This window comes from Pedobacter sp. GR22-10, assembly GCF_026239715.1.
Taxonomy (GTDB): Bacteria; Bacteroidota; Bacteroidia; order Sphingobacteriales; family Sphingobacteriaceae; genus Pedobacter.
In genome coordinates this window covers 1-12,702 of record NZ_JAPIVR010000002.1, presented here as the reverse complement: position 1 = coordinate 12,702, position 12,702 = coordinate 1, and the positions used below count along the sequence as shown (strand labels likewise).

Annotated in this window: 13 protein-coding genes and 1 tRNA gene; 5 read left to right on the top strand and 9 right to left on the bottom strand. The window is 38.0% G+C overall.

Going from position 1 to position 12,702, the window contains the following annotated elements:
* Positions 1–17: 17 nt before the first annotated feature.
* Together OQX64_RS07595 and nirD are read right to left on the bottom strand one after the other, a co-directional pair.
* On the bottom strand, positions 18–1,313 hold the full coding sequence (locus OQX64_RS07595; RefSeq protein ID WP_265818306.1) for an MFS transporter: 1,296 nt from the start codon (positions 1,311–1,313) through the stop codon (positions 18–20).
* Positions 1,314–1,528: 215 nt separating this feature from the next.
* A complete protein-coding gene (gene nirD, locus OQX64_RS07590) occupies positions 1,529–1,876 on the bottom strand; it encodes a nitrite reductase small subunit NirD (protein WP_088302155.1) in 348 nt (115 codons plus the stop codon).
* 524 nt (positions 1,877–2,400) lie between these two features.
* Here nirD and OQX64_RS07585 point away from each other — a divergent pair.
* Both OQX64_RS07585 and OQX64_RS07580 read left to right on the top strand, forming a co-directional pair.
* Complete coding sequence (locus tag OQX64_RS07585) at positions 2,401–2,631, top strand: hypothetical protein (protein ID WP_265818305.1); 231 nt, start codon at positions 2,401–2,403, stop codon at positions 2,629–2,631.
* A gap of 285 nt (positions 2,632–2,916) precedes the next feature.
* Positions 2,917–3,366: a DUF983 domain-containing protein gene (locus OQX64_RS07580; RefSeq protein WP_265818304.1), complete on the top strand. Its 450-nt coding sequence runs from the start codon at positions 2,917–2,919 to the stop codon at positions 3,364–3,366.
* A 104-nt stretch (positions 3,367–3,470) separates the two neighbouring features.
* Here the strand turns inward: OQX64_RS07580 and infC are convergent, their stop codons facing one another.
* The 5 genes from infC to OQX64_RS07555 all read right to left on the bottom strand — a co-directional run bounded on the left by infC (position 3,471) and on the right by OQX64_RS07555 (position 7,140).
* The gene (infC, locus tag OQX64_RS07575) at positions 3,471–4,040 is read right to left on the bottom strand and encodes a translation initiation factor IF-3 (protein WP_088302152.1); all 570 of its coding nucleotides are present in this window, start codon (positions 4,038–4,040) and stop codon (positions 3,471–3,473) included.
* A gap of 185 nt (positions 4,041–4,225) precedes the next feature.
* Positions 4,226–5,203 (bottom strand): MlaD family protein, encoded by a 978-nt coding sequence (locus OQX64_RS07570; protein WP_088302151.1) that lies wholly within the window; start codon positions 5,201–5,203, stop codon positions 4,226–4,228.
* A 2-nt stretch (positions 5,204–5,205) separates the two neighbouring features.
* Positions 5,206–5,979 (bottom strand): ABC transporter ATP-binding protein, encoded by a 774-nt coding sequence (locus tag OQX64_RS07565; RefSeq protein WP_088302150.1) that lies wholly within the window; start codon positions 5,977–5,979, stop codon positions 5,206–5,208.
* Between the two features lie 7 nt (positions 5,980–5,986).
* Complete coding sequence (locus OQX64_RS07560) at positions 5,987–6,787, bottom strand: MlaE family ABC transporter permease (RefSeq protein WP_088302149.1); 801 nt, start codon at positions 6,785–6,787, stop codon at positions 5,987–5,989.
* Positions 6,784–7,140 (bottom strand): hypothetical protein, encoded by a 357-nt coding sequence (locus tag OQX64_RS07555; RefSeq protein WP_088302148.1) that lies wholly within the window; start codon positions 7,138–7,140, stop codon positions 6,784–6,786. The genes OQX64_RS07560 and OQX64_RS07555 overlap by 4 nt, the downstream gene beginning before the upstream one ends.
* A gap of 348 nt (positions 7,141–7,488) precedes the next feature.
* Here OQX64_RS07555 and OQX64_RS07550 point away from each other — a divergent pair, with 348 nt between their 5' ends.
* Positions 7,489–7,668, top strand: a complete 180-nt coding sequence (locus OQX64_RS07550; RefSeq protein ID WP_029288744.1) for a hypothetical protein — start codon at positions 7,489–7,491, stop codon at positions 7,666–7,668.
* Positions 7,669–7,791: 123 nt separating this feature from the next.
* On the opposite strand, the gene OQX64_RS07545 is transcribed toward OQX64_RS07550, so the two are convergent.
* Positions 7,792–7,863 (bottom strand) — tRNA-Cys (locus tag OQX64_RS07545).
* Between the two features lie 172 nt (positions 7,864–8,035).
* A complete protein-coding gene (locus OQX64_RS07540) occupies positions 8,036–8,848 on the bottom strand; it encodes an SDR family NAD(P)-dependent oxidoreductase (protein WP_265818303.1) in 813 nt (270 codons plus the stop codon).
* Positions 8,849–9,082: 234 nt separating this feature from the next.
* Here OQX64_RS07540 and katG point away from each other — a divergent pair, with 234 nt between their 5' ends.
* Both katG and OQX64_RS07530 read left to right on the top strand, forming a co-directional pair.
* Entirely contained in the window at positions 9,083–11,359 is a 2,277-nt protein-coding gene (gene katG / locus OQX64_RS07535; protein ID WP_265818302.1) for a catalase/peroxidase HPI, read from the top strand.
* Between the two features lie 101 nt (positions 11,360–11,460).
* A complete protein-coding gene (locus tag OQX64_RS07530; RefSeq protein WP_265818301.1) occupies positions 11,461–11,961 on the top strand; it encodes a GNAT family N-acetyltransferase in 501 nt (166 codons plus the stop codon).
* Positions 11,962–12,702 lie beyond the last annotated feature (741 nt).

Genomic DNA, 12,702 nt, shown 5'->3' with positions numbered 1-12,702 from the left:
TTGAGATGGTAAATGAATTATTTTGAAGGATTAAAAACAAGCTCATTGATATTTCGCTGTTTTTGTGCCATAACGGTTCTGAAAATAAATACTGCAATGCCTATGGTCAGAATGATATAACCCAATAATGTAAAAGCGCTGGTGTAATCAATTAAATCTTTATGCAGGGCATGATCACCGGTCAGGTTTTTAGACAAATGGTTGGCTTTTGCTTTAAACATAAAGGCAATGAGCATGGCACCAATATTTCCTCCGGCACCTACAATGCCGGCTACGCTTCCCACGGCTTTAGGATTAATAAAAGGAACCAGGCTATAGGTGGCTCCATTAGCCATTTTTAAACTCAGGCCGAAAACAAACATCATTAAAATAGCCATGCCGATATTTCCGGATTTTGCAAACCAGATTAAGCCAATGCCTTCTATCAAAAGTAAGGAAGCCAATAACAGTGTCTTTCCATCAAATCCCCAGGTTTTGCCAATTTTATCAGCAAGGATGCCACCCACAGGTCTGGCGAATATATTTATCCAGCCAAAAATACCTGCCACCATTCCGGCGACTGCTATGGTGGCACCGAATGAATCGGTAAAGAAAATGGGCGCAAAATTATCAACTGTAATCTCTACACCGAAGCAGGCCGCATAGGCAATGGTTAAAATCCAGGTACGGTAATCTTTGGCGGCAAGCAAAAAAGTGTTTTCCTTATTTTTCTTGCCCATATCAAGGTTTTTAAAGTCCCCCGCCGGACTGTCTTCGGTATATCTATGATAAAGGAATGCACACAAGAGCAGCATGATGCCCGGAAAAATCATGGCATATCGCCAGCTGTCAGCCGAGGTACAAAGCCCGATGGCACTAAGCCCTGATGCAATAAGTGGCATAAAGAAGTTGGCCGCACCTCCGCCGGCATTTCCAAAACCACCTGCCGTAGCATTGGCCGTTCCTTTAATATTTGGCGCAAACATAATAGAGGTGTGAAATTGTGTAATGACAAATGAGGCGCCAATTACGCCGATGGCCAGGCGGAAAATAAGAAAAGACAGATAAGACTGACTGGTGCCAATGAAGATGACCGGGATGGCACATAACACGAGTAACCAGGTATAAATGCGTTTAGGACCGAATTTATCAATGAGCCTGCCGATCATCAGACGGGCAAGTATGGTAGCGGATACCGATGCAATCTGGATATTCCCTACCTGGTCTTTAGTCAGGTTTAATTGTTCTCTGGCCATTTTCATAAGCGGGGCCATCCCGAACCAGGCGAAAAAGCAAAAGAAAAAGGTAAGCCAGGTAATGTGAAAGGTTTTCATCTGAACGCCTTTCAATGAGAATATATTGAGTTTGCTAAGGGGTTGATTAGTTGAGTTCAACATTTTAAGGTTTGTTTGGTTTGCATGATTAAATGATATGCCTTTGCCTGGCCAATGATCCGCGCTCCACGTGATTCCATTCAATGAATAAAGCATCCATTTTATTATAGCCTTGCTGCTATCTCTTCATCTGATATTGATGTTCAATCAGATCATTATTTGGGATTGATGCCAATATAAACCGTTCCGTTTTCAATTTTAACAGGATAGGTTTTAAGGGCGCATTCATCGCCGCTTAAGCATTCACCGGTTTTTAAGGAGAAGTTTTTCTTATGAAATGGACAAGCTACCTTAGGTTCATCGGTAGCAGTACCAATCATTCCACGACTTAAAGCCATTTGTTTACGGTGCGGACATTCATTCTGTGTGGCGTACCACTCATTTCTTCTGGTAAAGTAAAATAATGCGATTTGATCATCACCATTTTTTACACATACCCCACCATTTTCTACCGCATCCTCCACCCGACAAGCGGCTAACCAATTATTTGACGTTTCTGTCATTTTATTTGGGTTTAAATTTAAAAATTGAACAATTAATATATTTGGTTAGTATATGTCTTGAAAAAAATATAAATCTTCTGTTTTTTTTATGATAATTAAATTAATATATAGAATAATTGCTTTTTAATATGATAAATGATAGTCAAATATAGTATTTAAAGTTGTTTTAATTATATTTTATATATTAATTATCATTTAATTGATGTTTTATTTTGAATATTTAATATTTGACTGCGTTTTTGTTTAAAAACTTGAATGATTTAATTAAATAATATCTTGTTTTTGATTTTTTTATAATTTTTTATCTGTGTTTTATTGTTTTTTAATTGATAATTATGATTTTGAATCTTTTTAAATGGTTTTTGGGCTCTATATATTAATTTTAATATCGATTTATAATATATATCTGACTTATTTACAATGGGGATATAGCTGAATTTTTTGAATACCGGGCGTTGTAAGAAATTTATCTTTTTTCTAAACAATTATGGACTGAGCATGCTTATTAATGCAAAATATATTAAATGAGCACACAAAAACCAATAGCAAAAGATTTGCAGAAGTTTATAGATCGTTATGAACCTACAAAATTTAAAGTAATGCGTTCAGGCATAGAAATCAGAGGGGTAAGTAATATTCACCAGGCCATCCAAACGGCAAAAGATATTATAGAAAAGCTTAAGTTAAACTTAAATATTGCGCACAGTGCAGATATGGTAAGCTACGGCGGTTTTGAAGTGAATCTTCGCTCATAAAACTTCAGGAAACTGAGTTGAGTAGATTTGCTGCTCAGTTTCCAATAATTATGACTTCATTAGTTCAGAGATAGCGAAAGTGCTATTCCTTTTCCGATAACATATTGTATTTTCCGATTACCTTTTAAAGGGTGATTTTCTAAAATCAATAGTATAGGATAATAATTGCCAGATTTGGGTATTCCTGATTTCGTTTTGGATACTTGTAAATATTATAAAAAACCAACCATGATCTTTACTGTTCTAAAATGGTATTCAGTTTAAATAATTAATCATTTTATTAATATGGAGCATACTCAGTTGGAAAAACAAAACAGTACAGAATTTCGGGTTTCTGAATGGTCTGCATTCATCCATGCCAAATGCCCGAGGTGCCGCCGGGGTGCTATATTTACCGGTGCAATGTATGGATTTAAGATTCAGAAGATGAAAGAGGTTTGTGATGTTTGTGAGCTGAAGTTTGAGCGGGAACCCGGATATTTCTACGTGTCCATGTTTGTAAGCTATGCCATGAATGTTGCCGAAATTATTTTTTTAGGCGTGGCTGCTTATGTATTGGGCTTAGATATTGTTTACGAAAACTTATGGTATTTTGTAACCATTATTTTTGCAGGTGTATTACTTTTTTCTCCCTTAAATTATAGGTACTCCCGTTTGGTATTATTGTATTGGCTATCTCCCGGACTTCATTATGATCCTTCCCGAATCAAAAAGATAATTGAAGTAAAAAAATAAGTTTTGTCATTCTTATTAATAACAAAAGGGTATGGAATACGTATAGATCTGATGCCAGGCTATCAGGCATCAGATCGAATAGTATAAGAAAAACCTGTTGATTATTATTTCTTTCCAGCCTTGGGTGCCAGTGTCAGGAACATTCTTTTTCCCTCAAGCTTTGGAAGCAGTTCTACCTTTCCAACATCTTCCAGTCCCTGAGCAAACCTTAATAATAAGATTTCTCCCTGGTCTTTATAAACGATTGATCTTCCTTTGAAATGTACAAATGCCCGGACTTTTTCTCCGCTTTCAAGGAATGATATCGCGTGCTTTAATTTAAATTGAAAATCATGATCATCCGTGTTCGGACCAAACCTGATATCTTTAATGATGGTTTGCTTGGCTTTAGATTTGATTTCTTTCTGTTTCTTCTTTTGTTCATAAAGAAACTTACTGTAATCTACGATGCGACAAACGGGGGGTACTGCATTAGGCGAAATTTCAACAAGATCGAGTCCTTGTTCATCTGCCAGTTTTAATGCTTCGGCAATGGGATAAATTGCCGTTTCTACATTTTCTCCGGTTAATCTGACCTCCGAAGCGGTGATTAGCTGATTAATTTTATGTTCTGCTTCTTTCTTTCTGAAGGGTAAGCGTGGCCCTCTGTTAAATCCTGCTTTTTTTAATGCCAAATTTTTAAAGTTTTAGTGAATAATAAATTTTTGAGGACCGTTAATCTGAGGTTTTCGATAATATACAACATTCGGTACTGCTGTGCAAGTTTTGTTATGATCATGACTTTGAACTGAATTTCTATAAAATGAAAATGCATCCAATTCCTATGTAAAATTGAATGCATTTCTAACAATTGATTTGTTTACTGCTGCTGTCTTTTAAGTGAATCTTTTGCCCTCTTTTTAAAGAAACCCCGCAACAGGAAGTTGCTTTGCAAAGCTTCCAGATCTTCATCCAGCTTTTTACTGCTCTTCTCCAGGTTGACCATGATTGATCGTACCTGCTGTGCGGTGGCCGCATCATTTAATAATAATCCGGCAGCATTATCCGAAGTTTTAAGTTTACCGGAGGCGGCTTCCAGGTTAGCAGCCATTACGGATGCCGATTGGGTAAGTTTTTGCAGGCTCTGAGTTGATCTTTCCAGCTTTGCAAAAACAGCAGTATCCGTCATCATCTTATTCACCAAACCATCCTTATTATTTAAAGTCCGACCAAAGGTATTGAGTTCCAAAGCCATTTTTGAGGTTGCCATTGAGGTTTTATTCAGGTTAGCCACCATAGATTTGAAATTATTTGCCAATTCTTCATCCGACAGGAGTGCACCTGCAGCCCCTTTTCCATCTACCAGGTTACGGGAAAGCAGTTTAAAATCAGAAGTTACGTCTACCAGGTTTTTATTGTTTACCTGAAGTGTTTTCATGATATCATCAGTAGATAACGAACTGTTTACCTTTAGCATATCGCCATCTTCCACAAATGGAAATTTTGGGTTACCACCGGTAAGTACAACGATTTTATTGCCAATTAATCCATCCGCTCCAATGCTGGCCCCGGCATCTTTATGGATATATTTATGCATGTCTTCTTCAATGCTTAGCGCAACTTTTACTTGTGATGTGCCAAAAAAATCAATTTTCTTGATTGTTCCGATTTTAACACCTGAGAACCATACATTATTTCCCTTTTTTAAACCCTGTATATCATTAAATACTACATTAAGGGTAAAGCTTTTTACAAAGGTTTTTTTCTGGCTGCCGAGGGTGAAAATCGCCACCACAAATATCAGTATGCCTATGGCAATAAAAATGCCGACTGTTATTTTCTTTTTGTTATCGTTCATGGTTATTGTATAAAATTATAATCAAAAAATGGTTGTGCCAGCTGATCGCCTGAATTAAATATCTGCTCAAAACTTCCCTGCCGTTCAAATCGCCTTTCCATTAGCATGGCAACACGATTGCCCACTTCCTTGGCACAGGTTAAATCGTGAGTAATGATTATGGCACTGGTATGGTATCGTTCCTGCACATCATTAATCAGTTTATTAATTTCTTTCGAAGTAATTGGATCTAAACCTGCGGTGGGTTCATCATAAAGCATAATTTCTGGCTTTAAAATTAATGTTCTTGCAATTCCAATCCGTTTCCTTTGTCCACCGGATAATTCTGATGGCATCTGATTAATGGTTTGAGCCAATCCTACAGCATCCAGCATTTCTTCAATCAGGGCATTCACTTCAGATTTTGTGAGGTCTTTCCGGTTTCGCACCAAAGGAAACTCGAGGTTATCCCGAACAGTCATGCTATCATATAAGGCACTATTTTGAAATGAGAAACCTATCCTTAAACGGAGGTCCAGTAATTCCTGGTAAGAAATTTCATCTACTTTCTGGCCGAGTACATTTACCAATCCACTATCCGGACGAAGCAGGCCGACAATTATTTTAATCAGCACTGATTTACCCGTTCCGCTTTTTCCAAGTACTACGAGGTTTTCGCCTTTATAAAGATCAAGGTTTGCACCTTCTAAAACCTGGTAAGATCCGAATGCCTTATCCAGTTCCTTGATTTCAATTACTTTTTCTGCACTGAAATCGGTCATGTTTTTTGATGTCATATTTCAGTTATGTATTAAAAAGACTAAAAATCTGAACACAAACCACTTCTTCAACAAAAATGAGGAACATCGCCGTTACTACTGCTGAGTTGGCTGCCTTTCCTACACCTTCTGTACCTTTTGACGAATGATAACCCTGATAACAACCTACAATGGCGATGGTAAAACCAAATATTATCGCTTTAATTGTACTCGCAATGATATCCAGGAAAGTGATGTTTTCTAATGCGCTCTGAAAAAATGTGGTGGCACTGGTACCTTCGTTTACCGAAACATTGAGCAGTGCGCCCAACATGCCGACCATTGCGGTATAAAAGGTAAGAATAGGCATGGTGATGGTTGCGGCCAGTACCCGTGTAGCTACCAAAAACTTAAACGGGTTTGTGGCACTTACCTCCATGGCATCAATTTGCTCGCTAACTTTCATCGAGCCTAGTTCTGCACCAATGCTTGAGCCTACTTTCCCGGCTGCGATGAGTCCGGTAAGCAATGGCGCGAGTGTTCTTAATAAAGCAATTCCCACCAGGGAAGGCAACCATGAGGTGGCACCAAATTCTGATAAAGAAGGTCTTGATTGTTTTGTAAATACCAACCCGGTAATGAAGCCGGTAGTAGAAATCAGTAGCGCCGAGCGATAACCAATTTCATAACACTGCCTCATCAGTTCTTTAAACTCATAGGGTGGAAGAAAAGCTTCCTTGAAAAACCGGCCTATAAATCCAAATACATGGTACAAAGTGATAAAAAAATTGCCAAGCTTGCTCACAGGCTTCGGTGTATCAGCTGGTTTTTCTTGTTCTATGCTCATTGTTGAATTTTTGTTTTGTTGATAGAATCCTGGAGCATTTCTTTTTCTTTCAATAACCTGTGTTTGTAAATCTCAAGCGTATCTGCCGGAGACAAGCTATTGAATAATACCTTATAAGTCGCCATTAAGCTATTGTTCCTTTCCTGAAAATGATATTGATTGATTTTTCCATTAAGGTATTGATTCTTTAGAGCAACCTGTTGATTAATAATGGCTTTTGCTGAATCAACTATGCCTGAACTGGAAAGAGAAATTTGCCGGTCAACTTTTTTCCCGCCAGAACCCTGTTCAGGGTTGGTATTATGGCAGGCAACAACCAAGAGTATAACAGGCAGCATGAATGTTATTTTCATGCTAACAATACATATTAAGCTGTTAATTGTTTGTTTGACTTAACATTTATTTTTTAGTATATATTTAAAGGTGAAGATGGTAATAGAGATGGCGGCAAGAATGGTACATGCTATATTTAAAAATTGAAATATCAGCATGCCAAATGAGACTAAAAATATGGAAATAACCATACTGATCTGCTGATCATTTTTAATAAAGATAAACAAATCAGATAACCTTTCAATTCTGAAATGAAAGTCTTTGATAGATTTTTTTTGTAATCTGATGGGATTTATTAGTTTTGTGAGCCCCAAAAGAGGGTTAAAACAATTTACAGGTGGATTTATTCATCTTAATTATTCATAAATATGGAAAAATTCAAACAGGTACAAGAAGTTATCGCTTCAGTAGAAGCTGATATTGCTAAATTCTATGATGGTGGAAATGCAGCAGCCGGAACTCGTGTTCGTAAAGCAATGCAAGACTTAAAAGTATTGGCTCAGGAAATCAGAGCTGAAGTTACAGAGAAAAAAAACAGTGCTAAATAAGCATTTGTGAATTTTTTTAAAGCCCTTGGTATTTCAGCTGAGGGCTTTTCTGTTGAATAGTACTATACTAAACAATCAATACAGATTAAAAGAGGCTGTATAGCGTTCTTACCGGTGCTATAGACGTCATGGGCGGATTCGAACCGCCGTAAAAGGTTTTGCAGACCTGTACCTCAACCACTCGGCCACATGACTATTTTTAATTCAATTATTGATTTAATAACTGAATCAGGTACAAATATATAAAAATATATTAAATCTATAGTTTTAGTAGTCTTTTTTTTGGTTCGTTAATAACTTGTCTTAATATGGGATAATATATACCTGGGTTAAAATTTCAAGTAGAAGTGTGGTATGATTAAAATAGCTATACCTTATATATACCAGCAGCCATTTTTTCTATAAAGGCTTTTGGCAGGAATCTATTGGCATAAACACTGACCATATTAGTTAAGCCCGGAACAATTTCTGATTTCTTGGCAAGCATGCCCTTTATTGCAATCCTGGCCACTTCATCCGGTTGCATATTAAATTTTTCTGCCATCTTACTAAAGGCATCTAATCCCGCCCGGTGTGCAAACCCGGTATCTACAGGACCGGGGCTTAAACAGGTAACTGATATGGATGTATTTTTTAATTCAAATCTCAACGCGCGTGAAAAAGAAAGCACAAAAGCCTTCGTTGCAGAATAAATGGCAAGTGTAGGTACAGCCTGATATGCCGCCGTACTGGATATATTCAGAATGTAAGATTGTTTTTCTTTGATAAGCGAAGGTATAAGGAGGTGACATAAAGAGACCAGCGTATCCATATTTAACCGGCACATTTCCATTTGAGCCTGAAGGTCTAAATCTTTAAACTGTCCCCATTGCCCATAACCAGCATTATTAACTAGGGCATTAATACCATAATTTTTATCAGTAATCCAATCTGATACTACTTTAGGTGAAGTTGGAATACTTAAATCAATTGCTAAAAAATCAGTTGCTATACCATATTGTATTTCAAGATCATGACCAAGTGAGGCCAGTTCTTCAGCAGATCGTGCAACAAGTAACAGGTTAAAACCTTTCTTAGCCAGTTCTGTCGCAATTGACCTGCCGATGCCTTTGCTTGCTCCCGTAATTATGGCATAAACCTTTTTCTGTTCCTTCATCGATTTTTTAAAATATACTGTCATGCAAATATGCTATATAAAGATTAAATCCTGACTTATTCTGGATAATTCATCACTATGTTTTTGTGATTGGTGCAATGCAGTATATTAACAGCTTTTGAAAGTAACTGAAACATGGATAGATTTTGACTATGGAAATATAGAATTATTCGATTGTGATTTCTGAAAAGGAACCTTTAACTTTAAAATTATAATTACCCTTGAATAAACATAATTCAAATAGCAAAACATAAGAAAATGGAAAAAGATTCAAATGATATCAGCAAATGCCCGTTTCATAATGGAAGTATGAAACAGAATGTTGGGGGCGGCGGAACCAGAAACCACGACTGGTGGCCAAATCAACTAAAACTAAACATTCTGCGACAAAATTCATCCCTATCAAATCCATTGGATAAAGATTTTAATTATGCTGAGGCTTTTAATAGTCTTAATCTGGAAGAGGTAAAAAATGACCTGAAATTATTAATGACTGATTCACAGGATTGGTGGCCGGCAGATTTTGGTCATTATGGTGGATTATTTATCCGCATGGCCTGGCATAGTGCAGGTACCTATCGCGTTGGAGATGGCCGTGGTGGAGCCGGTGCTGGTTTGCAGCGTTTTGCGCCATTAAATAGTTGGCCTGATAATGTGAGTTTAGATAAAGCCAGAAGATTACTTTGGCCGATCAAGCAAAAATATGGGAATAAAATTTCATGGGCAGATTTAATCATCCTGACCGGGAATGTTGCCCTGGAATCAATGAATTTCAAAACCTTTGGCTTTGCTGGCGGGAGGGAAGATGCCTGGGAAGCAGATGAATCAGTTTATTGGGGATCAGAAACAACCTGGTTAGGTGGTGATCTTCGATATGGCCATGGTTCGGATGGTGCCGATAAGGCACATGGCGTATTGGTAAGTGATGATGATGCTGACGGAGATACCCATTCCCGTAACCTTGAAAAACCACTTGCAGCGGTACAAATGGGTTTAATTTATGTAAATCCTGAAGGGCCAGATGGAAATCCTGATCCGGTATTGGCGGCTAAAGATATCCGTGATACTTTCGGCAGAATGGCTATGAATGATGAAGAAACAGTAGCCCTGATTGCGGGCGGACATAGTTTTGGGAAAACGCATGGTGCTGCTTCTGCAGATCATGTGGGTAAAGAACCTGAAGCCGCTGGAATTGAAAGCCAGGGATTTGGATGGGATAACAGCTATGGAAGCGGTAAAGGTGCAGATACGATTACCAGCGGACTTGAAGTAACCTGGACAACCACACCAACTCAATGGAGCAATAATTTCTTCGAAAATCTTTTTGCCTATGAATGGGAATTAACCAAAAGCCCGGCTGGGGCACATCAATGGATAGCCAAAAACGCAGAAGCAATTATCCCTGATGCTTATGATAGCAATAAGAAACATCTTCCATCAATGCTGACCACAGATATTGCTTTGCGTTTTGATCCCGAATATGAAAAAATATCCAGACGCTTTCTGGAAAACCCTAATGAATTCGCTGATGCTTTTGCGCGTGCCTGGTATAAATTAACACATCGGGATATGGGCCCAATAAGCCGTTACCTGGGCCCTGATGTACCTCAGGAAGAGTTGCTTTGGCAAGATCCCATTCCTGCAGTAAACCATGCATTGGTAAGTGATAGCGATATTGAAATATTAAAGTCGAAATTATTATCTTCAGGCTTGACCGTATCTGAGTTAGTTTCTGTTGCTTGGGCTTCGGCTTCCACTTTCCGTGGTTCAGATAAACGTGGAGGTGCCAATGGTGCAAGAATACGCTTATCGCCACAAAAAGATTGGAAAGTAAATAACCCAGCTCAATTGCAGAAAGTTTTGAATGTTTTAGAGGGCATTCAGCAGGAGTTTAACAGCGCGCAGCTTGACGGAAAAAAGATATCTCTTGCCGATTTGATTGTATTAGCGGGGAATGCTGGTGTTGAAAAAGCTGCAACGGAAGCAGGATATTCAGTTACAGTGCCTTTTACCGCAGGGCGGATGGATGCTTCGCAAGCACAAACAGATGTGGAATCATTTGGTTATCTGGAGCCGTTAGCTGATGGTTTTAGAAACTACCGTAAATCAAAGTCATCTGTTTCAACAGAAGAATTATTGATTGATCGGGCACATTTACTTACTTTAACAGCACCTGAACTTACAGTTCTGGTAGGTGGTTTACGTGTTTTAGATACTAATTTTGATGGTTCTAAAAGTGGTGTGTTTACCTATACACCAGGAAAGCTCACCAATGAATTTTTTATAAATTTATTGGATATGAACACCTCATGGAAAGCGAGTTCTGAAGATAAAGAAACTTATCTGGGCAGCGACCGGACCACAGGACAACCAAAATGGACGGCCAGTCGTGCAGATTTAGTATTTGGTTCCAATGCAGAACTCAGGGCAATTGCTGAATTATATGCAAGTTTCGATGGGAATGAGAAATTCGTGAAAGATTTTATAAAAGCATGGACAAAGGTGATGAATCTTGATCGATTCGATATTGCTTAATATTTAATAACTTAAATTATTTAAAGGATGCCGCTACGGTATCCTTTTTTGTTTCAGAACTATTTTTCTACATTCGTTTTCACTTCAAGTTAAAATAGTCTATGGCCATTATCTATCAAAGCAATCGAATTTTGATCCGCGAATTCTTACCGTCAGAAAGTTCCTTGTTTTGTTCATTTTTCGATGATGAGCAGGTTACACAGTATTTGCCACAATTGTTGGCAAACGAATATAAAAACTTATTTGATGTTGCAATAAAGGATTATCAGCTCGGACCATTTGGGCGCTGGGGGATATTTGATGCTGAAAACCATGATTTTATGGGTAATTGCCTTTTCAGGCCTTTTATCGAAATTCCCGGACAAATGGAAATCGGATACAGTTTAGGTAGATCATATTGGGGTAAAGGCATTGGTACTGAAGTCGCAAAAGCACTTGTATGTTATGGATTCGCTAACACTAATTCGGACGAAATTGTAGCACTGACAGATGTAAGAAACATAGGCTCGCAGAAAGTCCTTAAAAATTCTGGTTTTAAACAACTAGAAAATATAGTTAGGAAGGGAATAGCGCTTAATTATTTTCTTATTCAGCGCAGTTAACCTCTTTGTTATGCCTATAGATTATGAGTTTACATTCGGATTAATACCCACGCACTTGCATGCTGCTTAATATAGGCTTCTTTCTCACCTATATATTATGGAGTAAATGGCTTCCTCACTTTCCCGCTAAAGCATCTCGAGCTATAAACCATAAGTTTTCGTTCTTCGAATAATCCTTTACATTCGCGATTAACCTTTCAACCTCCCCACGCCTAAAATAAAATCACCATTACCGTCTCTATGTTCTCTATGCCTATATGGTTTAACATAACTTGATCCGGTCTTCTTTCCTGAAAACCGCCCTTGCAAACACTCTTCATTTAAAAATGTTTTATTTATTTTAATTTTTTATGGATGATTTACAGCGGGTTATGTTTTTAGGGAGAAAAAAGGGTTAGGGTGGGTTTGCCGGGGTATGATTTTTTGCTACCTTTGCATCCCGCTTCGGAGGAAAGGGTTAGGGTTGAAAAGCGTGTTGATGATGGGTGTAGGGGGATAAGGAGAGCAGAAATTATTTCAAATAAAATTTGCGGAAGTAGAAAAGATCATTACCTTTGCAGCCCGGTTCGGAAGGAACGGGGAGCTGGTTTAAAAGGCCGGCAGATTGAAGGGTTGGAAAGAAAAGAAGGATGAAAAAATAAAATTATTTTATTTGGAAGTTCGGAAAAGATTTCTACCTTTGCACTCCCAGCCGAAAGGGAAGGAAAAAAGAATCAGATGGCGGATGTCATGATGATTATA